General features: G+C 68.1%; 22 protein-coding genes. 20 read left to right on the top strand and 2 right to left on the bottom strand.

Annotated features, from left to right (window positions below):
* Positions 1-138 precede the first annotated feature (138 nt).
* From RTY46_RS18245 to thrC, 5 genes are all read left to right on the top strand, one after another.
* Positions 139-1,089 (top strand): DMT family transporter, encoded by a 951-nt coding sequence (locus RTY46_RS18245; protein WP_312710168.1) that lies wholly within the window; start codon positions 139-141, stop codon positions 1,087-1,089.
* A 138-nt stretch (positions 1,090-1,227) separates the two neighbouring features.
* Positions 1,228-1,362: a hypothetical protein gene (locus RTY46_RS18240; RefSeq protein ID WP_312710166.1), complete on the top strand. Its 135-nt coding sequence runs from the start codon at positions 1,228-1,230 to the stop codon at positions 1,360-1,362.
* Between the two features lie 84 nt (positions 1,363-1,446).
* Positions 1,447-3,951 (top strand): bifunctional aspartate kinase/homoserine dehydrogenase I, encoded by a 2,505-nt coding sequence (thrA, locus tag RTY46_RS18235; protein ID WP_312710163.1) that lies wholly within the window; start codon positions 1,447-1,449, stop codon positions 3,949-3,951.
* Positions 3,948-4,862: a homoserine kinase gene (locus tag RTY46_RS18230; protein ID WP_312710162.1), complete on the top strand. Its 915-nt coding sequence runs from the start codon at positions 3,948-3,950 to the stop codon at positions 4,860-4,862. Before thrA ends, RTY46_RS18230 begins: the two co-directional genes overlap by 4 nt.
* Before the next feature lie 29 nt (positions 4,863-4,891).
* Complete coding sequence (gene thrC, locus RTY46_RS18225; protein ID WP_312710170.1) at positions 4,892-6,178, top strand: threonine synthase; 1,287 nt, start codon at positions 4,892-4,894, stop codon at positions 6,176-6,178.
* A 34-nt stretch (positions 6,179-6,212) separates the two neighbouring features.
* On the opposite strand, the gene RTY46_RS18220 is transcribed toward thrC, so the two are convergent.
* Complete coding sequence (locus tag RTY46_RS18220; RefSeq protein ID WP_312710160.1) at positions 6,213-6,965, bottom strand: helix-turn-helix domain-containing protein; 753 nt, start codon at positions 6,963-6,965, stop codon at positions 6,213-6,215.
* Between the two features lie 140 nt (positions 6,966-7,105).
* On the opposite strand from RTY46_RS18220, the gene hisS reads away from it, so the two are divergent.
* The 15 genes from hisS (at position 7,106) to RTY46_RS18145 (ending at position 21,363) form a co-directional block, all read left to right on the top strand.
* Positions 7,106-8,500, top strand: a complete 1,395-nt coding sequence (gene hisS / locus RTY46_RS18215; protein WP_312710159.1) for a histidine--tRNA ligase — start codon at positions 7,106-7,108, stop codon at positions 8,498-8,500.
* Positions 8,501-8,904: 404 nt separating this feature from the next.
* On the top strand, positions 8,905-9,228 hold the full coding sequence (locus tag RTY46_RS18210; protein WP_312710158.1) for a YerC/YecD family TrpR-related protein: 324 nt from the start codon (positions 8,905-8,907) through the stop codon (positions 9,226-9,228).
* A 34-nt stretch (positions 9,229-9,262) separates the two neighbouring features.
* Positions 9,263-10,174: an ATP phosphoribosyltransferase gene (gene hisG, locus RTY46_RS18205; protein ID WP_312710157.1), complete on the top strand. Its 912-nt coding sequence runs from the start codon at positions 9,263-9,265 to the stop codon at positions 10,172-10,174.
* Positions 10,171-11,466 carry a histidinol dehydrogenase gene (gene hisD / locus RTY46_RS18200; RefSeq protein WP_312710156.1) on the top strand — a complete coding sequence of 432 codons (1,296 nt, stop codon included), beginning with the start codon at positions 10,171-10,173 and terminating at the stop codon, positions 11,464-11,466. Before hisG ends, hisD begins: the two co-directional genes overlap by 4 nt.
* Entirely contained in the window at positions 11,463-12,554 is a 1,092-nt protein-coding gene (gene hisC, locus RTY46_RS18195) for a histidinol-phosphate transaminase (RefSeq protein ID WP_312710155.1), read from the top strand. The genes hisD and hisC overlap by 4 nt, the downstream gene beginning before the upstream one ends.
* Positions 12,551-13,624: a bifunctional histidinol-phosphatase/imidazoleglycerol-phosphate dehydratase HisB gene (gene hisB / locus RTY46_RS18190; protein WP_312710154.1), complete on the top strand. Its 1,074-nt coding sequence runs from the start codon at positions 12,551-12,553 to the stop codon at positions 13,622-13,624. Before hisC ends, hisB begins: the two co-directional genes overlap by 4 nt.
* The gene (hisH, locus tag RTY46_RS18185) at positions 13,621-14,223 is read left to right on the top strand and encodes an imidazole glycerol phosphate synthase subunit HisH (protein WP_312710153.1); all 603 of its coding nucleotides are present in this window, start codon (positions 13,621-13,623) and stop codon (positions 14,221-14,223) included. The genes hisB and hisH overlap by 4 nt, the downstream gene beginning before the upstream one ends.
* Positions 14,220-14,954: a 1-(5-phosphoribosyl)-5-[(5-phosphoribosylamino)methylideneamino]imidazole-4-carboxamide isomerase gene (gene hisA / locus RTY46_RS18180; RefSeq protein WP_312710151.1), complete on the top strand. Its 735-nt coding sequence runs from the start codon at positions 14,220-14,222 to the stop codon at positions 14,952-14,954. Before hisH ends, hisA begins: the two co-directional genes overlap by 4 nt.
* Complete coding sequence (gene hisF / locus RTY46_RS18175; RefSeq protein WP_312710150.1) at positions 14,948-15,724, top strand: imidazole glycerol phosphate synthase subunit HisF; 777 nt, start codon at positions 14,948-14,950, stop codon at positions 15,722-15,724. The genes hisA and hisF overlap by 7 nt, the downstream gene beginning before the upstream one ends.
* Entirely contained in the window at positions 15,714-16,340 is a 627-nt protein-coding gene (hisIE, locus tag RTY46_RS18170) for a bifunctional phosphoribosyl-AMP cyclohydrolase/phosphoribosyl-ATP diphosphatase HisIE (protein ID WP_312710148.1), read from the top strand. The genes hisF and hisIE overlap by 11 nt, the downstream gene beginning before the upstream one ends.
* A 196-nt stretch (positions 16,341-16,536) precedes the next feature.
* Positions 16,537-18,126 carry a calcineurin-like phosphoesterase family protein gene (locus RTY46_RS18165; RefSeq protein ID WP_312710147.1) on the top strand — a complete coding sequence of 530 codons (1,590 nt, stop codon included), beginning with the start codon at positions 16,537-16,539 and terminating at the stop codon, positions 18,124-18,126.
* Positions 18,127-18,161: 35 nt separating this feature from the next.
* Positions 18,162-18,446, top strand: coding sequence for a hypothetical protein (locus tag RTY46_RS18160; protein WP_312710146.1), 285 nt, complete (start codon positions 18,162-18,164; stop codon positions 18,444-18,446).
* A gap of 91 nt (positions 18,447-18,537) precedes the next feature.
* The gene (locus RTY46_RS18155) at positions 18,538-19,560 is read left to right on the top strand and encodes a glucokinase (RefSeq protein ID WP_312710144.1); all 1,023 of its coding nucleotides are present in this window, start codon (positions 18,538-18,540) and stop codon (positions 19,558-19,560) included.
* Positions 19,561-19,609: 49 nt separating this feature from the next.
* Positions 19,610-20,608: a N(4)-(beta-N-acetylglucosaminyl)-L-asparaginase gene (locus RTY46_RS18150; protein WP_312710143.1), complete on the top strand. Its 999-nt coding sequence runs from the start codon at positions 19,610-19,612 to the stop codon at positions 20,606-20,608.
* Positions 20,605-21,363: a copper homeostasis protein CutC gene (locus tag RTY46_RS18145; RefSeq protein ID WP_312710142.1), complete on the top strand. Its 759-nt coding sequence runs from the start codon at positions 20,605-20,607 to the stop codon at positions 21,361-21,363. The genes RTY46_RS18150 and RTY46_RS18145 overlap by 4 nt, the downstream gene beginning before the upstream one ends.
* Before the next feature lie 73 nt (positions 21,364-21,436).
* Here RTY46_RS18145 and RTY46_RS18140 read toward each other — a convergent pair whose 3' ends face one another.
* Positions 21,437-24,523 carry a TonB-dependent receptor gene (locus tag RTY46_RS18140; protein ID WP_312710140.1) on the bottom strand — a complete coding sequence of 1,029 codons (3,087 nt, stop codon included), beginning with the start codon at positions 24,521-24,523 and terminating at the stop codon, positions 21,437-21,439.
* Between the last annotated feature and the right edge of the window lie 801 nt (positions 24,524-25,324).

Genomic DNA, 25,324 nt, shown 5'->3' with positions numbered 1-25,324 from the left:
GAGCGCCGTCGAGCAAGCTCGACGCTACGAAGCACGGGGCAAGGCCGCGGCCATGGGGCAGGGCAATAGCCTCGGTCAAGACGCGGGCGGCAGCGGCGCCTACACTGCGCGGCCTGTCCTTCCCCCGACGATGTGTTCATGCGCAACAACCCGATGGCCCTGGGCATCGCCAATGGCGTTGCCGCAGGCGCGCTGTGGGGCGTGGTGTTCCTCGCTCCCGCCGTGCTGCGTTCGTTCAATGCCCTGCAACTGTCGGCCGGCCGCTACCTGGTCTACGGGCTGATCGCGCTGGTGTTGCTGCTGCCGCGCTGGAAGCGGCTGGCGCCGAAGCTGGGCCGCGCCGAATGGATTGGCCTGCTGTGGCTCAGCCTGGCTGGCAACCTGGTGTACTTCCTGCTGCTGGCCACCGCCGTGCAGTGGGCTGGTGGCGCGGCGGCGTCGCTCATCGTCGGGCTGATACCAGTGGTGGTAACCCTGGTCGGCGTGCGTGAGCAGGGCGCGGTACCGTTGAAGCAGTTGTTGCCGGCACTGGCGCTGTGCGTGCTCGGCGTGGCGCTGGTGGGGTGGGAGGCGCTGATGTCCGAACATCTGGCCACGCCGTGGCGACAGCGCGTGCTGGGGCTGATCTGTGCATTTGGTGCGCTGTTCTCGTGGGCGGTGTATTCGGTGGGCAACAGCCGCTGGCTGGCGCGGCGGCCGGATCTTTCCAGCCATGACTGGTCCATGCTGACCGGCGTGACCACCGGTGGCCTGGCCCTGCTGCTGGTGCCGATGGCCTTCATGGGCCAGGCCGCGGCGCACACCCCGGCGCAGTGGACGCTGTTCTGGAGCATCAGCGCAGGGGTGGCGGTGTTCGCCTCGCTGATCGGCAATGCCTTCTGGAACCGCGCCAGCCGCCTGTTGCCGCTCACCCTGACCGGGCAGATGATCGTGTTCGAGACCCTGTTCGCGCTGCTGTACGCATTCGCCTGGCAGTGGCGCTGGCCGACCCTGCTGGAGGCGCTGGCCATCGTCTGCCTGGTGGCCGGGGTGCTGCTGTGTGCGCACGCGCACCGCGCCCCGCGCGCGATCGCCGAACATGCGGGCTGATTGCCTGCGTTGCGCGCGCTGATCGCCGCTTCGTCACAGATGCAACCAAATGGCGGCATGTTGGCAGATGATCGCCGCACAACATTTTTGCGTTGCAGCACTTGACAGCCCCCGGGCGCACGGTGTTTTCTGTGCGCCATGGTGCTCGATACCGCCCTTGCCAGCCTGATCGCCCCCGCCACCGCGGGCCGCTCGACTGCGCCGGTCGTCATTACCACCATTACCACCACCACTGTCACCACTGCCTTGGTGCGGCCCGTCGTCTTCGTGTAACTCCCGAAAACCACGGCCCCGCACCATCCAGGTGGCGGGGAAACTCGACACCTGCATGCGACGGGGCCTCCCAATGAGGTCTGCATGTCTGCCAACGCCCCTGCTCATTCCGCTGCCCACGCCGATCTGGCTGCGCCGTCCACTGTCGTGCACAAGTTCGGCGGCACCTCGGTGGCTGACGCCGAGCGCTATCGCCACGTAGCGGGGCTGCTGCTGGCCCGCCCCGAAGCGCTGCAGGTCACCGTGGTGTCGGCCATGAAGGGGGTCACCGATGCGCTGATCGAACTGGCCCAGCTGGCCGCGCACGGCGACGCCGGCTGGCGCGATGCATGGCACGCGGTGCGCGCGCGCCATCGCGGTGCGGCGGTGGCCCTGCTGGGCGAGCAGGTGGGTGAGACGGTGGACTGGATCGACGCGCGCTTTGACCAGTTGGCCGAGGTGCTGGCCGCGCTGTCGGTGATCGGCGAACTGCCGCGCGAAGTGCTGGACCGCGTGCAGGGGTTGGGCGAAGTGTTTTCCGCGCAGCTGCTGGGCAGCTACCTGCGGGCACTGGGCGAAGACTGCGCAGTGCTGGATGCGCGCGACGTGCTGGTGGTCGGCCATGGCGAACTGGGCGTGGACGTGGACTGGGAGGCCAGCGCCGACCGCTTGGCCAACTGGCGCCTGCAGCACCCGCAGGCGCGGGTGGTGGCGACCGGATTCGTGGCGCGCGACCGCCAGGAACGCATCACCACGCTGGGCCGCAATGGCAGCGACTATTCCGGCGCGATCTTCGCCGCCCTGTTCAATGCCGATGAGCTGCATATCTGGACCGATGTGGACGGCGTGCTGTCGGCCGACCCGCGACTGGTGCCCGAAGCGGTGCAGCTGGAGGCCTTGAGCTACGACGAGGCCTGCGAACTGGCGTACTTCGGCGCCAAGGTGGTGCATCCGCAGACGATGTCGCCGGCAATCCGCCTGGGCATGCCGATCATCATCCGCAACACCTTCCAGCCGCTGCACCCGGGCACGCGCATCAGCGCCGAGCGTTCCCCGCGCGGGCCGGTGAAGGGGCTGACGCTCAGCCCGGGTCTGGCCCTGTTGAACCTGGAAGGGACCGGCCTGATGGGCGTGCCGGGTACCGCCGAGCGCGTGTTCTCCGCGCTGCGCCAGGCCCATGTGTCGGTCGTGATGATCTCGCAGGGGTCCTCTGAACATTCGATCTGCTGCGTGGTGCGCGGCGCCGAGGCCGCGCGTGGCCGGGAGGCACTGCTGCAGGCGTTTGCCCACGAACTGTCGGTGGGCCAGGTGCAGCGGGTCCAGGTCAGTGGCGATGTGAGCGTGCTGGCTGCGGTGGGCGACGGCATGGCCGGCCAACCGGGTGTGGCTGCACGCCTGTTCGAAGCGCTGGGCCGCGCGCAGGTGAACATCCTGGCGATCGCCCAGGGCTCGTCGGAGCGCAATATCTCGGTGGCCGTGTCCAGCGCCGATGCGCCGCGTGCGCTGCGCGCTGCGCATGCGGGGTTCTGGCTGTCGCCGCAGACGTTCGCGGTGGGCGTGATCGGTCCGGGCAACGTGGGTGCGGCATTGCTTGACCAGTTGCTGGCCGCGCGCCCGCAGCTGCTGGCCAAGGCCAATGTTGATCTGCGCGTGCGCGCGTTGGCCTCGCGTTCGCGCATGCGCCTGGAGGCGGAAGTGCTGCATGCCGATTGGCGCGCCGCGCTGCAGGAGAACGGCCAGGCCAACGATCTGGATGCCTTCACCGAGCACCTGCTGGCCGCGCACCTGCCGCATGCGATGGTGATTGACTGCAGCGGCAGCGCCGAGGTGGCCGACCGCTACGCCGACTGGCTGGCGGCGGGCATCCATGTGGTCACCCCGAACAAACAGGCCGGCGCCGGCCCGCTGGCACGCTACCAGCGCATCCGGGCGGCGGCGGCGGCCAGCGGCGCACGTTTCCGCTACGAGGCCACGGTCGGCGCAGGCCTGCCGGTGATCACCACGCTGCGCGATCTGGTGGATACCGGTGATGAAGTGCTGGCGATCGAAGGCATCTTCTCCGGCACGCTGGCCTGGTTGTTCAACCGGTTCGACGGCAGCCAGCCGTTCTCGGAACTGGTGGCGCAGGCGCGTTCCATGGGCTACACCGAGCCAGACCCGCGTGATGACCTGTCCGGCGTGGATGTGGCGCGCAAATTGGTGATCCTGGCCCGCGAGGCCGGGCATGCGCTCAGCCTGGAACAGGTGCAGGTGGAAAGCCTGGTGCCGGCCGCGCTGCGCGAGGGCAGCGTGGAGGGTTTCATGGCGCGGCTGGGCGAATCGGATGCGGAACTGCTGGCCCGGCTGCAGGCCGCGCGTGAGCGGGGCGCGGTGCTGCGTTACGTGGCACGGCTGGGGGCTGACGGTGCATCGGTGGGCCTGCAGGCGCTGCCGGCCGACCACGCCTTCGCCAACCTGCGCCTGACCGACAACGTGGTGCAGTTCCGTACCCGCCGCTACTGTGACAATCCGCTGGTGGTGCAGGGCCCGGGTGCAGGCCCGGAAGTGACCGCCGCCGGCGTCTTCGCTGACCTGCTGCGGGTGGCGGCTGGCGAAGGAGCGCGGCTGTGATTGCACGTGCATTCGCGCCGGGCTCGGTGGCCAACGTGGCCGTGGGCTTCGACATCCTGGGCCATGCCATGGCCGGGGTGGGCGATACGGTGACCGTGCGCCGCATCGCCGACCCTCTGGTGCGTATCGATGCGATCCGCGGCAGCGAAGTGGCATTGCCCTTGGACGCCGCCGGCAACACGGCCGGTGCGGCGCTGATGTCGCTGCGCGAAGCGCTGGGCCTGGAATCCGGCTTCGCCATCGAGATCGACAAGGGCATTCCGTTTGGTTCGGGCATGGGCGGGTCGGCGGCTTCGTGCGTGGCCGCACTGGTGGCCGCCAACGCGCTGCTGGATTCGCCGCTGCCGCGCGCCGCGCTGTACCCGCATGCGCTGGATGGCGAGGCCGTGGCCAGTGGCGGGCGCCACGGCGACAACGTCGGCCCGCTGCTGCTGGGCGGGCTGGCGCTGTGCACCGCAGATCGCCTGGTGCCGGTGCCGGTACCGGCCAGCTGGCACAGCCTGCTGGTGCACCCGCACGCGGTGCTGGAAACGCGGCGTGCGCGGCAGGCGCTGCAGGGCAGTTATGCACTGGGCGAGTTCGTGGCGCAGAGCGCCAACCTGGCGCTGGTGCTCAGTGGCTGCCATCGCAGTGATCCGGAGCTGGTGAAGGCCGGGCTGCGCGATGTGCTGGTGGAGCCGCGCCGCGCCGGGCTGATTGCCGGTTTCGATGCGGCCAAGGCGGCGGCGTTGGCGGCCGGCGCGATGGGGGCCGGCATTTCCGGTGCCGGCCCCAGCGTGTTCGCCTGGTTTGAAGATGCCGACCGCGCCAGGGCCGCGGCGGCGCCGGTGCGTGCTGCGTTCGCGGCCGCCGGTCTGGACAGCGAGGCCTGGGTCTCGCCGCTGGATGCCCCGGGAGCGCACCTGTGCTGAATCCTTCCCCCCTTATGGAAACCGACGTGATGCATTTCGTATCGACCCGTGGCCAGTCACCGGCCGTTGGCCTGAGTGCCGCCATCGCCGCGGGGCTGGCCCCTGATGGTGGCCTGTATGTTCCCGAGCGCCTGCCGTCGCCCCGTGTACTGCAGGCCGGTGCAACCCTGGCCGACACCGCCGCGGATCTGCTGGCGCCGTTCTTTGCAGGTGATGCACTGGCCGATGTGCTGCCTGCAATCTGCCAGCAGGCGTTCGATTTCCCCGTGCCGCTGCGCGCGCTCGGCAATGGCGACCATGTGCTGGAGCTGTTTCACGGGCCGACGGCCGCGTTCAAGGACATCGGTGCGCGTTTCCTGGCCGGTGCGTTGTCGCGCCTGCAGGCCGGCAAGGATCGCGACTTGACCATCGTGGTGGCGACCTCCGGCGATACCGGCGCGGCCGTGGCCGCGGCCTTCCACCAGCTGCCGGGCGTGCGCGTGGTGGTGCTGTATCCCGACGGTCGCGTATCGCCGCGCCAGGCGCATCAGCTGGGCTGCTTCGGCGGCAACATCCAGGCGCTGCGGGTGGCCGGTTCGTTCGATGACTGCCAGACCATGGCCAAGCAGGCGCTGGCCGACACCGCGTTGCAGGCGCAGGTGCCGCTCAGTTCGGCCAACAGCATCAGCCTGGGCCGCCTGCTGCCGCAGATGAGCTACTACGCACACGCCGCGCTGGTGCACCACGCGCAGAGCGGGCGCCGCTTGAACCTGGTGGTGCCCACCGGCAACCTGGGCAATGCGATGGCCGCAGTGCTGGCGCGCGCGCTGGGCGTGCCGATCGGGCAGATCGTGCTGGCGACCAACGCCAACGCGGTGTTGCCGGCCTACTTCAACGGCGGCGATTACCAGCCGCAGGCCAGTGTGGCCACCGTGGCCAATGCCATGGACGTCGGCGCGCCCAGCAATTTCGAGCGCCTGCGCTGGCTGTACAACGAGGACGACGCCGAACTGCGAGCAGCGTTCCGTGCGTTCAGCGTGGACGATGTGACGATCCGCGCGACCATCGCCAGTGAACATGCCAGCCATGGCGAAGTGTTCTGCCCGCACACGGCCACAGCGGTAAAGGTGCTGCGCGATCTGCGCACGCGTGGCGCCAAGGGGGATTGGGCGGTGGTGGCGACGGCGCACCCGGCGAAGTTCGAGGCCGTGGTGGAGCCGTTGATCGGCGACGCCGTGGCAGTACCGCCGGCGCTGGAGGCGCTGCTGCAGCGCCCGGCGCACGCCGAACCATTGCCTGCCGATTACAGCGCGTTGCGCGCGGTGTTGTTGCGCTGATCAAATGCCGCCGGGCCATGCCCGGCGGCTGCGGTTACAGCAGACCGTCACCGGCCAGCGCACGCAGGCCATCTTCGTCCTGGATCTCCACCACGTTCAGGTGGGGCAGGGCGATCAGACCCTGCTGGCGCAGCTTGGTGAAGGTACGGCTGACGGTTTCCATGGTCAGGCCCAGATGGTCGGCAATATCGCCGCGGCCCATGGGCAGCTGCACGCGCAGGCCGTCCCCGCCCAGGCGGGCCTCGCGTGCGGCCAGGCGCAGCAGGAAATCGGCCAGTTTCTCCGCCGGTTGCAGGCGCGCCAGGGCCAGCGCGGCGTCCTGTGCGGCGTCCAGTTCCTGGCAGGCGCGCTGCAGCAGCTTGCGTTCCAGGTGCGGGTAACGCCCGCGCAGGGCCCGCATCTGCGGCATGGCCACCCGGCACACGCGGCTGTCCGCTATGGCTTCGATATCGTAGCGATGGTGGTCGCTGCCACTCAGGCCCAGGTAATCGCCCGGCAGCACGAAGCCGCTGATCTGGCGGCGGCCATCGGCCAGGGTGCGCACCAGACGCAGAGCACCGGCAGTCAATGTATAGACATGCAGGCGCTCTTCGCCGCTGCGGGCCAAGGTGCTGCCCACCGCCACCTGCTGCGACACGGTGACCTGTTCCAGGGCCTGCACCTCGTCCGGCGACAGCGCCGAGCACACGGCCAGATGCCGCACCGAGCAGTGCAGGCAGTCCAGCGTGGTGCAGGACGATCCAGCGGAGGAGGGGTCAGCGGGCTGGGCGCCGTCGGGCCGGGACATGGTGCAGGGGCAGATCGCGGGCGGGGGAGGCCTTTATGATACTTCATGCGGCCAGATGGCCCCTGATCGGCGGTTGAGCGATGCGGGGCGCTAGAATGTTGCCCCCTCCCACGTTCCCGTTCCTGCAGGAGTTCCGCCCCGTGATCAAGCCCCGTACCCCGCCCGGCACCCTTGAACTGCTGCCGCGCGAGCAGATTGCGTTCCAGCGCATGCTGGACGTCATCCGCCGCAACTACGAGCGCTTCGGGTTCCTGCCGGTGGAAACCCCGGTGTTCGAGCTGTCCGATGTGTTGCTGACCAAGTCCGGTGGCGAAACCGAGCGGCAGGTGTACTTCGTGCAGTCCACCGGTGCGCTGGCCAACGCCGCCGAATCGGGTGATCGTTCGCTGCCGGAAATGGCGCTGCGTTTCGACCTGACCGTGCCGCTGGCCCGCTACGTGGCCGAGCACGAACACGAGCTGACCTTCCCGTTCCGCCGCTACCAGATGCAGCGCGTGTACCGCGGTGAACGCGCCCAGCGTGGCCGCTTCCGCGAGTTCTACCAGTGCGACATCGACGTGATCGGCAAGGACAGCCTGAGCGTGCGTTACGACGCTGAAGTGCTGGCCGTCATCCACGCCGTGTTCTCGGAACTGCGCATCGGCGATTTCAGCATCCAGCTGAACAACCGCAAGCTGATGCGCGGCTTCTTCGAAAGCCTGGGCGTGGCCGAGGGCGAGCGCCAGCTGGCCGTGTTGCGCGAAGTGGACAAGCTGGACAAGCGTGGCCCTGACTACGTGCGCGAGACGCTGGTGGGCGAGGGCTTCGCGATTCCGGCAGAGCAGGTCGAGAAGATTCTGGCGTTCGTGGCCGTGCGTTCGCAGGGGCATGCCGATGCGCTGGCCCAGCTGGCCGCGCTGGAAGCCAATGCCGCATCGTCGGAGACCCTGCGTGCGGGCGTGGCCGAGCTGCGCGAGGTGCTGCAGCTGGTGCAGGCGCTGGGCGTGCCGGAAAGCGCGTACTGCCTGAACTTCTCCATCGCCCGCGGCCTGGATTACTACACCGGCACCGTGTACGAAACCACGCTGACCGACCACCCGCAGATCGGTTCGATCTGCTCGGGCGGCCGTTACGAAGACCTGGCCAGCCACTACAGCAAGTCCAAGCTGCCGGGCGTGGGCATTTCCATCGGCCTGTCGCGCCTGTTCTGGCAGCTGCGCGAAGCCGGCCTGATCGACGGCATCGAGGCCAGCAGCGTGCAGGCGCTGGTGGCACTGATGGACGACCAAGGCATGGCGCAGTCGCTGGACATCGCCCGCCGCCTGCGCAGCGGTGGCATCAACACCGAAGTGCAGATGGAGCCGAAGAAGATCGGCAAGCAGTTCCAGTACGCCGCCAAGGCCGGCATCCGCTTCGTGGTGCTGGCGGGCGAGGATGAACTGGCACGCGGCGTCGTCGCAGTGAAGGACCTGGTGCGCGAGCAGCAGTTCGAGATCTCCCGCGACGAACTGGCCAGCACCCTGCAGGTCGAGCTGGAACAGTCGAAGGTGATGTAACGGCCGGTTGACCGCACGCCGACACCCCACGAAACGCCCACCTCCTGGTGGGCGTTTTTTTGTGCCCATCCCAGGGGTCAGAGCCGTTTTCCTTCAAAAAACGGATCCGACCCCTTGCCGTTCCAACAGCCCGCAGGAAACTGTCGAAGGCGGGGTGGGTCCGGTTGAGGGGGCGTGAGCCGCATGGATGCGGCGACCGAGCTTACATGGACGTACTTGCAGCGTCCCCCTCAACCGGACCCACCCCGCCACCCTCAGGAAACCAGCTTTTGCTGTTGCTTCAGTCGAGCATGGCTCGACTCTACAGCGGGTGCAGGGCGCAGCCCTGCCCACAACTCCCCCCCCCAGATTTGACGCACTGCGGAATAATGCGTTAATGTACTAGCGCGCTATTACATTGATGCATGAAATCGACCCCCGTGAAAGCCCGCCCCGACATCGCCGCCAAAGACCCCCAGGCCGACCTCGACTCCCTGGCCCAGGCCTTTGCCGCCCTGCGCGAACCCGACCAAGTGCTCGCCTTCCTTCGCGACCTCTGCACCCCGGCCGAGCTCGAAGCCATGGCCGACCGCTGGAAGGTTGTGCCGCTGCTGCAGCAGGGCGTGCCGTACCGCGAGATCCATGAACGTACCGGGGTCAGCGTGACCACCACCGGACGGGTGGCGCGCACGCTCGAGCATGGCCATCGAGGCTATGCCGCTGCCATCGACCGCCTTGCTTCGCGCTGACCCGCGCCCCGTTCCGAACTTCGAGACCTCCCCCATGAGTGCAACCCAGGCAGCACCGGCACGCGACCGGCTGCGCATCGCCATCCAGAAGAGCGGCCGTCTGGCCGAACCCGCCCGCAACCTGCTCAGTGCCTGCGGCCTGAGCTGGCGTGAGAGCCGCGACAAGTTGTTCTGCTACGGCGAATCGCTGCCGGTGGACCTGCTGCTGGTGCGCGACGACGACATTCCCGGCCTGATCGCCGATGGCGTGTGCGACCTGGGCATCGTGGGCCGCAACGAACTGGACGAACAGGCCGCCGCGCGCCGCCAGATCGGCCTGCCGGACGCCTACCAGGCCCTGCGCGGGCTGGGCTTCGGCCAGTGCCGGCTGATGCTGGCCGTGCCCGAAGAATGGCAGTGGACCGGGCCGGCGCAGCTGGCCGGCACCCGCATCGCCACCAGCTACCCGGCCATCCTCAAGCAGTGGCTGGGCGAGCAGGACGTGGATGCGCAGGTTGTGGAACTGTCCGGCTCGGTGGAAATCGCCCCGCGCCTGGGCACTGCCGACCTGATCTGCGATCTGGTGTCCAGCGGCGCCACCCTGCGCGCCAACCAGCTCACCCCCGTGCACAACCTGCTGGACAGCGAAGCGGTGCTGGCCGGGGCCGTGCGCGTGCCCGACGATGCCCGTGCCGGCCTGCGCAGCATGCTGCTGCGCCGCCTGGATGGGGTGGTGCAGAAGCAGGACCGCAAGCTGCTGATGTTCCGCGCCAGCGAAGACCGGGTGGACGCGCTGGCGCAGTTGCTGGCCGATGCCGAGCCGCTGGTGCGTTTGCCTGCCGATGGGGGCGCGCTGCGCCTGCAGACCATGTGCCCGGGTCCGTTGACCTGGCAGCGCATGGAAGAGCTGGAGCGCGCCGGCGCCCAGGGCCTGATGGTGTTGAGCGTGGAGCGGTCGCTGGCATGAATCGTCTGATCTGGTCGCAACTTGATGACGCCGCGCGCAGCGAGGCCTTGACCCGCCCGGTGCAGACCGTGGCCCAGCGGACCCGCGATGCGGTGGCTGCGCTGATCGCGCAGGTGCGCGCCGATGGCGATACCGCCCTGCGCGCGATCACCGCCCGTTTCGACGGGGTGGAACTGCCTGCATTCGAAGTATCCGAAGACGAATTCGCCGCAGCCGAAGCGGCCGTGCCGGCTGAGCTGCGCCAGGCCATGGTCGAGGCCGCCGAGCGCATCGGCCGCTTCCACCAGGCCGGCATGGGCCAGGGCTATGCGGTGGAAACCGCGCCGGGCGTGGTCTGCGAGCGCATGCTGCGGCCGATCGGCCGGGTGGGCCTGTATGTGCCCGCCGGCAGCGCGCCGCTGCCGTCCACCGCGCTGATGCTGGGCGTGCCGGCGCAACTGGCCGGCTGCCCGCAGGTGGTGCTGTGCACGCCGCCGCGCGCCGACGGCAGTGCCGATCCGGCGGTACTGGTGGCCGCGCGCCTGACCGGCGTGCAGCGCGTGTTCAAGCTGGGCGGCGCGCAGGCCATTGCCGCGATGGCCTATGGCACTGACAGCATTCCGGCCTGCGACAAGCTGTTCGGGCCGGGTAACAGTTTTGTGACCGAGGCCAAGCAGCAGGTGGCGCAGGACGGTGCAGCCGCCATCGACATGCCGGCCGGCCCGTCGGAAGTGCTGGTGATCGCCGATGCCGGTGCCAATCCCGCGTTCGTGGCGGCTGACCTGCTGTCGCAGGCCGAGCACGGCCCCGATTCGCAGGTACTGCTGCTGACCGACGACGCGGCCATGCTGGCAGCGGTTGAGGCCGAAGTGGAGCGCCAGGTCGCCCTGTTGCCGCGCCAGCAGATTGCGCGGCAGGCGCTGTCGGCGTCGCGCCTGATCCAGGTCGATGCGCTGGACGAAGCCTTCGCGATCAGCAACCGCTACGCGCCCGAGCACCTGATCCTGGCGCTGCGTGAACCGCGTGACTGGCTGCCGCAGGTGCAGGCTGCCGGTTCGGTATTCCTGGGGGACTACACGCCCGAAGCGCTGGGCGATTACTGCAGTGGCACCAACCACGTGCTGCCCACCGCCGGTGCCGCCCGCGCCTACAGCGGCGTAAGCGTGGCCAGCTTCCAGAACCTGATCAGCGTGCAGAGCGCCAGCGCGCAGGGGCTTGCCGCGATCGGTGGCTGTGCGCGCATCATCGCCAGTGCCGAAGGCCTGGACGCGCACGAGCGCGCCGTGGCCGTTCGCATGGAGGCGGCCGCATGAGCGCGCTGGACGACGTGCTGGCGCTGGTGCGCCCGGACCTGCAGGCGTTTGCCGGCTACAGTTCGGCACGCAGCGCGGCGGTGCAGGGCGAGGTCTGGTTGAACGCCAACGAGTCGGCCTGGGCCAACCCAGCCGATACCGCCGGCAGCAGCCGTCGCTACCCCGAGCCGCAGCCGCTGGCATTGCGCGAGGGTCTGGCCGCGCTGTACGGCGTGCAGCCGCAGGAGCTGCTGATCGGCCGCGGCAGCGACGAGGCCATCGATCTGCTGGTGCGTGCGCTGTGCGTGCCCGGCCGTGACGGCGTACTGGTTACCTCGCCGGTATTTGGCATGTACGCGGTGTGCGCGCGCCTGCAGGGCGCGGCGCTGATCGATGTACCGCTGGTGGATTCGGCCGAGGGTCTGCACGCCGATCTGGATGCTGTCATCGGCGCCGCGCAGCAGCAGGGCGCCAAGCTGGTGTTCCTGTGCGCACCGTCCAATCCGGCCGGCAGCGATATCAGCCTGGACGGGATCGAACGGGTTGCCACGGCATTGCGTGGGCAGGCCCTGGTGGTGGTGGACGAAGCCTACGTGGAATACGCACAACGCCCCTCGGCCACCACGCTGTTGTCCGCACACGCCAACCTGGCGGTGCTGCGCACGCTGTCCAAGGCGCATGCGTTGGCCGCCGCGCGCATCGGTACCCTCATCGCGGCGCCGGAACTGATTGCCGTGCTGCGCCGTTGCCAGGCCCCGTACCCGGTACCGACGCCGTGCGCCGAACTGGCGGTGCAGGCGTTGCAGCCGGCCGCACTGGCCCGCACCGCAGAGCGCGTCGCCGCCGTCATCGGCGAGCGCGAGCGCCTGTTCACCGCGCTGCCCGGCCTGCCCGGCGTGCACCGCGTGTACCGCTCGTCCGGCAACTACCTGCTGGTCCGTTTCAGTGATGCGCAGGCGGCATTCGATACCTTGCTGGCCGCCGGCGTAGTGGTGCGCGACCAGCGCGCCGCGCCGCAGTTGGGCGATGCGCTGCGCATCAGCATCGGCACACGCGAAGAGAACGACCGCGTGCTCGCGGCCCTGTCGGCTCGGAGGGCCGCTGCATGACCCCCATTCTGTTCATCGACCGCGACGGCACCCTGATCGAGGAGCCGGCCGACTTCCAGATCGACGCGTACGAGAAGCTGCGCTTCGTGCCGCAGGTCATCCCGGCGTTGCTGAAGCTGCGCGATGCCGGCTACCAGTTCGTCATCGTTACCAACCAGGATGGCCTGGGCAGCGAGGCCTATCCGCGCGCCAGCTTCGACGGCCCCAACGACCTGATGCTGCAGATCTTCGAAAGCCAGGGCATCGTGTTCCGTGACGTGCTGATCGACTGCAGCTGGCCGCAGGACAATGCGCCCACGCGCAAGCCGGCCATCGGCCTGATGACCGCTTACCTGCAGGACCGCAGCATCGACTGGGCGCGTTCGGGCATGGTCGGTGATCGCATCACCGACCTGCAGTTCGCCGACAACCTCAACATCCGCGGGTTCCAGCTGCGCACCGAACAGTTCGGAGGAGAGTGGGACTGGCCGGGCATCGCCCACGCACTGGCCGACGCGCCGCGTACCGCAGTGGTCCAGCGCAACACCAAGGAAACGAAGATCCGCGTCGAACTGGACCTGGACCGCGCTGGTGATGCGCACATCGCCACAGGCCTGCCGTTCTTCGACCACATGCTGGAACAGATCGGCAAGCACGGCGGTTTCGCTCTGGACATCCGGGCCGAAGGCGATCTGCACATCGACGAACACCACACCATCGAGGACACCGGCCTGGCGCTGGGGCAGGCGTTGCGCGAAGCGCTGGGCGACAAGCGCGGCATCGGCCGCTACGGCTTCACCCTGCCGATGGACGAGACGTTGGCCAGTGCCGCGCTGGACTTCAGCGGCCGGCCGTACTTCGTGTTCGAAGGCAAGTTCAAGCGCGAACGCGTGGGCGACATGCCCACCGAACTGGTGCCGCACTTCTTCCGTTCGCTGTGCGATGCCAGTGGCCTGAACCTGAACCTGCAGGTGCGCGGTGACAACGATCACCACAAGGTCGAAGCCTGCTTCAAGGCGCTGGCCCGGGCGCTTCGCCCGGCGCTGGCCCGCCAGGGCACCGCGCTGCCCAGCACCAAGGGGGCGCTGTGAGCGAGGTCGCGCTGATCGATGCCGGCGGTGCCAACCTGGGCTCGGTGCGCTACGCACTGGAGCGGCTGGGTGCGCGGGTGCGGCTGGTGCGCGATGCCGAAGGTCTGGCCGGTGCACAGCGGGTGATCCTGCCCGGCGTGGGCGCGGCGGCGCCGGGCATGCAGCGGTTGCACGCGCAGGGCCTGGTCGAACCCCTGCGCCGCCTGGAGGTGCCGCTGATGGGCATCTGCCTGGGCATGCAGTTGCTGTTTGATCGTTCCGAAGAAGCCGGCGTGGATACCCTGGGCCTGATTCCCGGCGTGGTGCGCAAGCTGGTGCCGGCGTGCGGCATCCGCGTACCGCACATGGGCTGGAACCGGCTGCTGCCGCTGCGCGAATCGACCCTGCTGCAGGGCGTGCCCGCGCGTGCCAGTGCGTACTTCGTGCACAGCTACGCCGCCCCGCTGAACACTCACACCGTGGCCGCCTGCGACCACGGCGGCCTGTTCACCGCCGTGGTGGAGCAGGGCCGCTACTTCGGTGCCCAGTTCCATCCCGAGCGTTCCGGCGAGACCGGATCGCAGATGTTGCGCAATTTCCTTGAGGGCACCGCTGCATGAGCTTCACCGTCTACCCCGCGCTGGATATCCGTGATGGCCGCGTGGTGCGGCTGCGCCAGGGCGACTACGCGCAGGAAACCCATTACGGCGACGATCCGCTGCCGCGCGCGCAGACCTTCGCCGCGCAGGGCGCGCAGTGGATGCACCTGGTCGACCTGGACGCCGCGCGCGCGGGTGGCTACACCCTGGCGCCCCTGCTGGCGGCGATCCGCGCGCAGACCCCGTTGCAGGTGCAGACCGGCGGCGGCGTGCGCGGGCGCGACGACGTGGCGCGCATCCTCGACGCCGGCGCCGGCCGCGTGGTGGTCGGTTCGTTAGCAGTGCGCGAGCCGGACACCGTGATCGGCTGGCTGGCCGAGTTCGGTCCGCAGCGCCTGACCATTGCCCTGGACGCCCGCCAGGACGCGCAGGGCCAGTGGCAGCTGCCGGTCCACGGCTGGACCGAGAACGCCGGGGTCACTCTGGATGCACTGGCGCAGCGCTATGCGCAGGCCGGCATGGCCCACCTGCTGTGCACCGACATCGCCCGCGATGGCATGCTGGCCGGCCCGAACATCAGCCTGTACGCCCACCTTGCCGCGCTGTTGCCGGGCGTGGCCGTACAGGCCTCCGGCGGCATCCGCAGCGTGGCCGACGTGGCCGAGGCGCGCGCGGCCGGCTGCGGCGGCGCGATCCTGGGCAAGGCTCTGCTGGAACAGCGCATGGACCTGAGCGAGGCACTGGCATGTTGAGCCGCCGCATCATTCCCTGCCTGGACGTGCGCGATGGCCGCGTGGTCAAGGGCGTGCGCTTCCGCGACCACGTGGACATGGGCGATATCGCCGAGCTGGCCCAGCGCTATCGCGACCAGGGCGCCGACGAACTGGTGTTCTATGACATTGGCGCCAGTCCCGAGGCACGCTCGGTGGATGTGGCCTGGATCGAACGCATCGCTCGCCTGATCGATATTCCGTTCTGCGTGGCCGGTGGCATCGACAGCGTGGAAACCGCGCGCCGGGTGTTGTTCGCCGGCGCCGACAAGATCTCGATCAACTCGCCGGCGCTGGGGCGTCCGGAGTTGATTACCGAACTGGCCGACGAATTTGGCGTGCAGTGCGTTGTGGTTGGCGTCGATTCGGTGCGAGAGGCCGATGGCGAATGGCGCGTGCGCCGGTTCACCGGTGACCCCAGCAGGACCCAGGCGGTGCCGTTGCGCACCCTGGACTGGATCGTGGATGCGCAGCGGCGTGGTGCCGGTGAGATCGTGCTGAACTGCATGGACAGCGATGGCGTGCGCCGCGGCTACGACGTGGCACAGCTGCGCCAGGCGCGTGCGGTGTGCAACGTGCCGCTGATTGCCTCGGGCGGCGCCGGTGCGATGGAGCACTTCGCCCAGGCGTTCGACCAGGCGGACGTGGACGGTGCACTGGCCGCCAGCGTGTTCCACAGCGGCGCCATTGCGATTGCGGATTTGAAGCGCTACCTGCGCGAGCAACAGATCGAGGTTCGAGATGTCTATTGAAATACGCCCGTCGCCGCAGGCACTGGAAACGCTGGACTGGGCCAAGGGCGATGGCCTGCTGCCGGCCGTGGTGCAGGATGCTGACACCCTGCAGGTGCTGATGCTGGGCTATGTGAATGCCGAGTCGCTGCATATCACCCAGGTGACCGGCCACATGACCTTCTACAGCCGCAGCAAGCAGCGTCTGTGGACCAAGGGCGAGCAGTCCGGCCACGTGCTGGCGGTGCAGTCGATCAGCGTCGATTGCGATGCTGACACCGTGCTGGTGCTGGCACGCCCGGCGGGCCCGACCTGCCACACCGGCGCGGAGAGTTGCTTCGACGGTGCGCCGAAGGATTTCCTGGGCGGGCTGGACCAGCTGGTGGCCGTGCGCGACGCACAGCGGCCGCCGGGCAGCTACACCACCGCGCTGTTCGAAGGCGGCATCCGCCGCATCGCACAGAAAGTGGGCGAGGAGGGCGTGGAAACGGCGCTGGCGGCGGTGGCGCAGGACGATGAGGCGCTGCTGGGCGAATCGGCCGACCTGCTGTACCACCTGCTGGTGCTGCTGCGCGCACGCGGCCTGTCGCTGGATGATGCGCGCGCAGTGCTGGAGCAGCGCCATTCCCACGGGTAGAGTCGAGCTTGCTCGACTGTTGTGGCCAATGCAGTCGAGCATGGCTCGACTCTACAAAGGCGACAGTCGAGCATGGCTCGACTCTACAAAGGCGATAGTCGAGCATGGCTCGACTCTACAAGGGCGACAGATAGTGGTGTGCGGACCAACGGTCCGCACCTACAATAGGGGGTCTCTCTGCCCCCGGACCGCCCCCATGAAACTGCCCGCCGCCTGGCTGTGCTGCCTGTTGCTTACTTCGCCGGCGTGGGCCGCCGATACCGTGGTGAGCGGAAAGGTCTATCTGGAGCGCGACGGCAAGCCGGGGCGCGGTGCCACCGATCCCGGCCTGGCCGGGGTGCAGGTGTCCAACGGCGAAACCATCGTCAAGACCGCCGCAGATGGCAGCTACAGCCTGCCGGTGCGTGACGGCCAGACGGTGTTCGTCATCAAGCCCGATGCGTACACTTTCCCGAAGGCTGCCGATGGCCTGCCATCGTTCTGGCGCCACTATCGCCCCAACGGTTCGCCGGCGCTGAAGTACGGTGGCATCGCCGCCACCGGTGACGCCGCCCGCAGCTGGGATTTCGCCCTGCAGGCCGATCGCCACGACAGCCGTCGCGGCTTCCAGATGCTGGTGTTCACCGATTCACAGACCGCCACCACGCAGGACATCGGCTACTACCAGCAGTCGATCGTGCAGCCGCTGGTGGGGCAGACCAAGGCGCGTCTGGGCACCACCCTGGGCGACATCGTCAATGACGACCTGACCCTGTACCCGGCCATCAACAAGGTGACCACCGAACTGGGCGTGCCGTGGTTCCATGTTCCCGGCAACCACGACCTGGATTTCGACGCCGCCAACGATGACCACTCGCTGGACAGCTGGCGCAACATCTACGGCCCGGACACCTACGCGGTGGAAGAGGGCGGTGCCAGCTTCGTGTTCCTGGACGACGTGGTGTACGACCCCAACGCCAAGCCGAAGTACGTGGGCGGCCTGCGCGAGGACCAGTTCGCCTTCCTGGCCGCCTACCTGAAGGGCCTGCACAAGGACCGCCTGCTGGTGCTGGGCATGCACATTCCGTTGTTCGACGCGGCACCGGGGCGCGAGACCTTCCGCCATGCCGATCGCCAGCGCCTGTTCGATCTGCTCAAGCCGTTCCGCAACGTGCTGGTGCTGAGCGGGCACAGCCACACCCAGCAGCATGTCTACCACGGCAAGGCCGAGGGCTGGCAGGGTGAGAAGCCGCTGCACGAATACAACGTGGGCGCCAACTGCGGTGCGTTCTGGTCCGGCGTGAAGAATGCCGCTGGCGTGCCGGACAGCACCATGAGCGACGGCACGCCGAAGGGCTATTCGCTGCTGGATGTGGCCGGCAACGGCAGTTACCGCCTGCAGTACCGCGTGGCCGGCGCACCGGCCAGCGAGCAGATCGGCCTGCACGCGCCGAAGGTGCTGCGCCAGGGCGCGTACCCGGCCTGGGGCGTGTATGCCAACGTGTACATGGGCGAGGACGCCAGCGTGGTGGAATACCGCGTGGACGGCGGCCCGTGGCAGCCGATGAAGCAGGTCAGCCAGCCTGACCCGCGCCTGCTGGTGGAAAACGTGGCCGACGACCTGGCCACCACGCTGCGGGGCTACGACCGTTCGCCGGAAGCGACCGCGTCGCCGCACCTGTGGCGCGGTGCGCTGCCGACCGGCCTGGAGGTGGGCAGCCACAAGGTGGAGGTGCGCTCCACCCAGCCTGACGGTGCGGTGTTCACCGCGACCACGACTTACAGCCTGCAGACCGCCCAACCCTGACGGGGGACGCGGCTGCCACGACGAAAGGACGCGCCATGGAAATCCGCTTCATGGCCGGCACCACGCCGGTCACCCTCAGCCGACACTGGTTCAGTGGCGCCATGCAGCTGCGCAGCGTCAGCGAGACGGTCTGGGTGCAGCACCCGCTGCATCCCGGCACGCATTTCTCGTTCTCGCTGGTGCAATCGTGGATGCGCCACATTGCCGGCCACCAGGTGCTGGTGGAACGCACCCGTCCGCTGCTGTTCGCCGGGTTCCGCCCACAGCGCCTGCGGGTGCTGGTGGACGGGGTGCAGGTGGCCGAGCAGGAAGGCATGTAAGCGCACGCGGGCCAGGACCGTGCCGCAGCGTTGGCAAAGCCGCAGGGATGCCCGAGAATCGACGCCGATCCGTCGATTCAAGCAGGCCCGTGTGAACGTCGCAGCAGTAGACCCGTCTTCCTCCGACGCCCGTGGCGCCGGCGTTCCGCACACCGTAGTGGTGGCCGATGTTGGCGGCACCTTCGCCCGCGTGGCGCTGGCCGCCCTCGTGCCCGGCCAGACACCGCGGCTGGGCGGCTACCGCACGTATGCCTGCGCCGACCATCCCAGCCTGGCTGCGATCCTGGCCGATTTCAGCGGCCACCTGGACGCGCCCGTGCGCAGCGCGGTGGTGGCCATTGCCGGCGTGATGGATGGCGATGTACTGATCAACGCCAATCTGCCGTGGACGGTTTCGTTGTCGTCCACCCGCGCGCAGTCGGGACTGGGCGAGCTGCAGCTGATCAATGATTTCGAGGCGGTGGCGCTGGCGGTGCCTTACCTGCAGCCGGAAACGCTGGTGCCACTGAACGGCCCAGGCGATCCGGCGCAGGCCTTTCCGGCGCTGGTGCTGGGGGCGGGCACCGGCCTGGGTGCGGCGCTGCGCTTTGCCGACGGTGATCGCCCGGTGCTGGCCAGCGAACTGGGCCACGCTGCGCTGGGTGCCGGTACCGCGCTGGAACTGCAGGTGCTGGCCAAGCTGCTGCAGCGCTGGCCGCACGTGGACAACGAGCGGGTGCTGTCCGGCAGCGGCCTGCTGAACCTGTACCCGTGCCTGTGCGAACTGCGCGGCGTTGCACCGCAGTGGTCGACCACCGAGGCACTGATCGGCGCCGCGCGCAGCGGCGAAGATGCGGTGGCCGTGGAAACCCTGCAGGTGTTCTGCGCCTGGTTGGGCAGCCTGGCCGGCGATGCGGCCATTGCCGTGGGCGCACGTTCGGTTTACCTGGCCGGCGGCATTTCCACCCACGTGCAGGATTTCCTGGCCGATGGCCGCTTCCGCGAGCGGTTCCTCAACAAGGGTGTCCTGACCGATGTGCTGCGCCAGGTGCCGGTATGGCGGGTCGAACATGGCCAGCTGGGCGTGCTCGGCGCGGCCGTCTGGCACGCTGCGCGAGGGCCGCGCGCGGGCTGAAACACGGCCGGCCCCGGGTCGGCATCGCTTTCTTCAAGGGGAGGGCAACATGGTGGATCGCAGGCAGTTCCTGCAGGCCGGTGCACTGGCTGCAGGCATGGCCGCCTTGCCGGGTGTGCAGGCGCGCACGCAGGGCGGGGCGAAGGTGGTTTCAACGTGGGACTTCGGCGTGCCGGCCAACCAGGCGGCATGGAAGGTGCTGGCCCAGGGTGGCAGCGCGCTGGATGCGGTGGAAGCCGGTGCACGCTGGGCCGAGAGCGAGCTGTGCAACCCGACGGTGGGCCACTGTGGCAATCCCGATCGCGACGGCGTGCTGAGCCTGGACGCGAGCATCATGGATGGCGATGGCCGCTGTGGCGCGGTGGCGGCGCTGGTGGACATCGCGCACCCGGTGTCGGTGGCACGCAGGGTGATGGAAAACAGCCCGCACGTGCTGCTGGTGGGCGAGGGCGCGCAGCAGTTCGCAGTGCAGCAGGGCTTCGAGCGCAAGCGATTGCTGACCCCGCAGGCCGAGGCGGCCTGGCGCGAATGGTTGAAGACCGAAAAGTACCAGCCGCAGATCAACGCCGAGCGCCGCGGCATCCCCGGCAACAGCGACAACCACGACACCATCGGCATGCTGGCGCTGGATGCCAAGGGCAACCTTGCCGGCGCCTGCACCACCAGTGGCATGGCCTGGAAGCTGCACGGGCGGGTAGGGGACAGCCCGATCATCGGTGTCGGCCTGTACGTGGACAACGAAGTCGGGGCAGCCACCGCGTCGGGCGTGGGCGAGGAGATGATCCGCAACGCCGCCTCGTTCCTGGTGGTGGAGCTGATGCGGCAGGGCCGCACGCCGGCGCAGGCCTGCCGCGAAGCGATCGACCGGGTGGTGCGCAAGCGCCCCGAAGCCAGCCGCACGCTGCAGGTGTGCTTCCTGGCAATGAACAAGCAGGGCGAGGTGGGCGCGTACGCGCTGCATCGGGGCTTCGTCTACGCCGTGTGCGATGGCCAGCGCCAGGATGACCTGCGCGATTCGCCCTCGATCTACACGAGCAGCCAGACGTGAGCGCCGCGCTGACGCTGGAAATCGCCAGCAATTCATTGGCATCGGCGCTGGCAGCACAGGCCGGTGGCGCCGACCGCATCGAACTGTTCGACAACCTGGGCGAGGGCGGCACCACGCCGTCGTTCGCCAGCATCGCCCTTGCCCGCGAGCGCCTGCATATTCCGCTGTTCGTGCTGGTGCGGCCGCGCCCGGGCGATTTCCATTACGACGCGCTGGAAACCGAGCTGATGCTGCGCGATATCGCGCAGTGCCGCGCACTGGGCTGCGATGGCGTGGTGATCGGTGCGCTGGATGTGCACGGTGGCATCGACCTGCCGCTGTGCCGCGAGCTGGTGCAGGCCGCAGGACCGTTGCAGGTCACCTTCCACCGCGCATTCGATGCCGCACGCGATCTGCCGTCTGCACTGGAACAGGTGATCGAACTGGGATGCACCCGGGTGCTCAGTTCAGGCGGTCAGGTCAGTGCCGAAGCCGGCAGCAGCATGCTGGCCACGCTGGTGGCGCAGGCTGCCGGGCGCATCAGCGTGATGGCCGGGGCAGGGGTCGGCCCGGCCAATATCGCCAGGATCGCGCGGCAGACCGGCTGCGGCGAACTGCATGCATCGGCCAAGGGCCTGCGGCGCTCGGCCATGCAGTTCCAGAATCCGCTGCTGCGCGGGCTGGACCCGGACTGGCACCAGACCAGCACCGCCACGGTGGCGGCATTGCGCAAGGCGCTGGACGACGGTGCACACAAAAACGGCAGCCACCTGTAAAAGCGTGGCTGCCGTGGAGGACCGAGGTACGGGGTCGGATCCCTTCGCAGAAGGGCTCCGACCCCGGTAGCGCTTAGAACTTGTAGGTCGCGCCGAAGTAGATCTGTCGGCCCGAATACAGGTTGGAGATCAGGCGCGACTGGGTGTCGTTGCCCAGGTAGATGCGCTGTTCCGACTTGGTGGCGTTCAGCACCGAGGCAGTGAAGGTCAGCGCTTCGGTGAAGTTGTAGGCCACGTTCAGATCCAGCTGGTCGTACGGCTCGGTGTACTGGGTCATGCCGTTGACCAGGCCGCCGACCACTTCACCGCGACGGTTGTACGAGGCGCGGGCCAGGAACCGGTCGGTTTCGTAGAACACCGTCAGGTTGGCCTGGTTCTTGGCACTGCCCACCAGCGGCGATGCACCCAGGTTCTCTCCATTGAGCTCGATCGAGGCCAGGTTGGTGTCGTTGTAGGTGTAGTTGGCCTGCACGCCCAGACCGAAGTCGAAGGTGTACTGGCCGTACAGCTCCACGCCCTGCGACACTGCATCGCGACCATTGGCCTGGGTGCTGTAGTTCTGCACCGTGACCATTTCGCCGCCGACTTCCATCTGCACGTCACGCACGATCGGCACGGTGAAGTTGCTGATGTCCTTGCGGAACAGGCCGACGCCGGCGACCGCGCCCGGCATGAAGTACCACTCCACGCCCAGGTCGTACTGGGTCGCTTCGAAGGCCTCCAGGTTCTTGTTGCTGCCATTGCCGGCCCAGCCTTCGGTCGGTGCACCGCCGGCAACGCGGCGGTCATTGACGTACTCGGGGCTGTAGTAGCTCAGGCTGCCGGGTGCGGCAATGCTGGTGTAGCTCGGCCGTGCCACCACCTTCGACGCGGCGCCACGCAGCACCAGGTTGTCGGTGATGTCCCAGGCGATGTTGAAGCTGGGCAGCACGTCGGTGTAGGTGCGGTCCGAACCGATCAGCTCGTAGCTCTTCTCGCGTGCCAGGGCATCGGGCAGGCGCACGAAGCCGCTTTCGCAACCGTAGGTCGGGAAGGCGGCCGCCGCCGGATCGTCGCACGACATCGGCGCGCCAGAGGCATTGTCCAGGAAGTAGTCGTTGAAGCGTTCGATCGAGTCGCTGGACTGGGCGAACTGCTTGGTTCGCACCACGCGCACGCCGACGTTGCCGCGCAGGCGCTCGGTACGGAAGTTGGCCTGGAAGTAGCCGGAGTAGATTTTCTCGTTGACGTTGTAGACGAAATCGTCCTCAACGCGGTTGTGCGACGAGCCGTAGGTGGAATTCAGGTAGTCGATGTAGGACGGGAAGTTGATGCCCGGGAAGACGTTCGCGTTGAAGCCACCGGCGATGCCGCTGATCGGGTTGGACAGGAAGAAGCTGGGCTGGGCGATGCCGGCGGTGTTGTCACAGCCCGCCTGGTAGCGGCTGTCATAGTCGGCCGGGTCGGCGCCCTGGCACACCCAGTAGGTGTTGCCGGTGTTGCGGTGGACCTTGCCGTCACGATACTTGGCGCCGAACTGGATCGAATCCAGCCAGCCGCTTTCGAACATCTTGGTGACGTCGGCCTGGAAGTGGTTCTGCTCGACCTCGGTCTGCATCCACGACGAATCGGTCGAGCCGGTGTCGACCTCGGCGATGCCATTCATCAGCACCTCCTGCAGGTTCGGCGAGACGGTCAGCGACGGGGTGCCGGTCAGGTCCCACGCGGTGTACTGGTTGCCCGATTCCCACACACCGTTGACGCGGCGGCGCGGTTTGGCCGACATGCGGAAGTTCATCGACGGGCCACCCTCGGACCAGGTGCGGCCGCCGCTGAAGGAGGCCTTCCACAACGGGCTGATGTCCCAGTCGATGGTCAGGTCGGCGGTCTGCGAGAGCGCCTTTTCGCGGCTGTAGCCACCGGTCAGCTGCGGGGTGGGAATGGTGCAGTCGTCCGGTCCCCAGCCACCCGGGGCCAGGCCCGCGGCAGCGGCTTCGTCTTCGCTGCAGTAGTAGGTCTTGCCGGCCAGCTTTTCGAACTGTGCGCCGGTGACCACGGTGCCACTGGGGTCGAAGCTGAGGCCGTTGAGCAGGCGGCCGCCGGTCCAGTTGCCGTCACCGTTGTAGCGCGCCATGTTCCACTCGGGCACCTTCAGCATGTTCTGCGTGTAGTCGCCGTCCAGCTGGAAACGGAAGTAGTTGGCGGTCAGGGTCAGGTTGTCGACCGGCTTGAACTGGAAGGTCAGCTGGCCGCCCTTGCGCTCGCGCTTCTCTTCCTTCACCGCGAAGTTCACCGAGGTGGGCATGAAGAAGTCGCTGTAGTTGCGCCCGAACTGGTCGTTGAAGCCGGAGTTGCCCCACCAGTAGTTGATGCCGCCCTGGGTGAGGGCGTTGCCGTTGACATCACGGGCATCGACATCGGTGCCGTACCACTGGTAGTTCTCGGTGGTCACTTCCATGGTGCGGCTGGTGCGCTTCTGCTGGGTCACGCCGACCAGCACGCCGAAGCGCTCGTCCTTGCTGTGCCACGAGTACAGTGCCGACGCCTGCGGGTCGACGTCCTGGTGGGTATCGGAGGAGACACCTTCCAGGGTCACATAGCCGGAGTTGGATTCCATCTCCAGCGGGCGACGGGTGTGCAGGATGACCGTGCCGCCGATGCCGCCCTCGTCGATGCGTGCTTCCGGCGATTTGAACAGCTCGGCGCTGGAGAGCATGTTCGACGGCAGCAGGGTGTAGTTGAACGAACGGCTGGCCTCGTCATTGGTTTCGGAGGTGGCGATGTAGTTGCCGTTCAACTGGGTCAGGGTCAGGTCGGGATCGAGGCCGCGCACGCTGACGCTCTTGCCTTCGCCGCCGTCGCGGGTGATGACCACGCCGGGTACGCGCTGCAGCGAATCGGCAACGTTCTTGTCGGGGAACTTGCCGACGTCCTCGGCGGTGATCACTTCGACCACGGCGTTTGCGTCGCGCTTCTGCTGCAGGCTCTTCTCGATCGCATAGCGGTAGCCGGTGACCTGCACGCTGTCCAGCGTGGTGGCGTCGGCGCTGCCGGTGGTCGGTTGTGCGCTGGCCTGCTGGGCAGCGGCGCCGGTCGGCGCGACGGCTGCGGCCAGGGCCAGTGCGACGGCGAACGACAAGGCGTCGCGGCCGTGCGTACGAGTTGAATGCTTGATTGCCATCTCTCCCTCTCTCATGGATTGATCCGGTGACTGACGCGGAAACTTGAATCGATCTAATCTGCGGTGCCGATTTTGCTGATGCCGCGCGGCTGCCTGGGGCGGCGCGCTGGTGTTCGGGTACATCCGGTGCCGGTCCCCAACGCCGGGCCATCCCACGGGATCCGCTTGGATCGATCTAAGCGATGGCGGGGCGATTTTTAGCATGGCCAGAGGGTCTGCGCATGCTGCTGCGCAATATTGCAGGGACGTGTCTACCGAATGATGTTTCGCTGAAAAGCGCTGGAATCGTTTACATGCGCAAAAGGGGGAGGGTGGTTCGGCAGGGCTTGCAGCCCTGCACCTGCTTTTCGAGCCAGGGCAATGTCAACTTCAACTTCAACTTCAAAAGCGGGCTATCCGTGGGTTGGCGGGGCGGTGTCGGATTGCGGGGACGCCGCAAGTACGTCCCTGTAGGCTTGGCAGCCGCATCCATGCGGCTGACACCCCGCAATCCGACACCGCCCCACCTTCGACAGGTTCACGCGGCTGTGGGTAACGGCGCCCGTTGTTTCGCACGCCTGTTGGTAGGTGTCGACCTTGGTCGACGCATCTATCAGATATCGAATGGATTCATCCAGTTGGCCGGCGGCCAGTAGATCCACGCCATGCGTGGATGACGTTCAATTGAAATCGAAATCAATCTGGGGTCGGATCCCGTTGCGGAGCAACGGGACCCGACCCCGCCTGGCCCGACAGATCGCGGAGAACTGTCAGAGGCGGGGCGGTGTGGGTGGGCAGGACCGCAGGCGCCATGGATGGCGC

The sequence above is a fragment of the Stenotrophomonas sp. genome (genome assembly GCF_032056425.1).
Taxonomy (GTDB): Bacteria; Pseudomonadota; Gammaproteobacteria; order Xanthomonadales; family Xanthomonadaceae; genus Stenotrophomonas.
This window is presented reverse-complemented; position numbering and strand designations above follow the sequence as displayed.

Coding starts and splice junctions, on each gene's coding strand:
- RTY46_RS18245 (WP_312710168.1), top strand. CDS start 139: ATGCGCAACAACCCGATGGCCCTGGGCATCGCCAATGGCGTTGCCGCA.
- RTY46_RS18240 (WP_312710166.1), top strand. CDS start 1,228: ATGGTGCTCGATACCGCCCTTGCCAGCCTGATCGCCCCCGCCACCGCG.
- thrA (WP_312710163.1), top strand. CDS start 1,447: ATGTCTGCCAACGCCCCTGCTCATTCCGCTGCCCACGCCGATCTGGCT.
- thrC (WP_312710170.1), top strand. CDS start 4,892: ATGCATTTCGTATCGACCCGTGGCCAGTCACCGGCCGTTGGCCTGAGT.
- RTY46_RS18220 (WP_312710160.1), bottom strand. CDS start 6,965: ATGTCCCGGCCCGACGGCGCCCAGCCCGCTGACCCCTCCTCCGCTGGA.
- RTY46_RS18210 (WP_312710158.1), top strand. CDS start 8,905: ATGAAATCGACCCCCGTGAAAGCCCGCCCCGACATCGCCGCCAAAGAC.
- hisG (WP_312710157.1), top strand. CDS start 9,263: ATGAGTGCAACCCAGGCAGCACCGGCACGCGACCGGCTGCGCATCGCC.
- hisD (WP_312710156.1), top strand. CDS start 10,171: ATGAATCGTCTGATCTGGTCGCAACTTGATGACGCCGCGCGCAGCGAG.
- hisC (WP_312710155.1), top strand. CDS start 11,463: ATGAGCGCGCTGGACGACGTGCTGGCGCTGGTGCGCCCGGACCTGCAG.
- hisB (WP_312710154.1), top strand. CDS start 12,551: ATGACCCCCATTCTGTTCATCGACCGCGACGGCACCCTGATCGAGGAG.
- hisA (WP_312710151.1), top strand. CDS start 14,220: ATGAGCTTCACCGTCTACCCCGCGCTGGATATCCGTGATGGCCGCGTG.
- hisF (WP_312710150.1), top strand. CDS start 14,948: ATGTTGAGCCGCCGCATCATTCCCTGCCTGGACGTGCGCGATGGCCGC.
- hisIE (WP_312710148.1), top strand. CDS start 15,714: ATGTCTATTGAAATACGCCCGTCGCCGCAGGCACTGGAAACGCTGGAC.
- RTY46_RS18165 (WP_312710147.1), top strand. CDS start 16,537: ATGAAACTGCCCGCCGCCTGGCTGTGCTGCCTGTTGCTTACTTCGCCG.
- RTY46_RS18160 (WP_312710146.1), top strand. CDS start 18,162: ATGGAAATCCGCTTCATGGCCGGCACCACGCCGGTCACCCTCAGCCGA.
- RTY46_RS18150 (WP_312710143.1), top strand. CDS start 19,610: ATGGTGGATCGCAGGCAGTTCCTGCAGGCCGGTGCACTGGCTGCAGGC.
- RTY46_RS18140 (WP_312710140.1), bottom strand. CDS start 24,523: ATGGCAATCAAGCATTCAACTCGTACGCACGGCCGCGACGCCTTGTCG.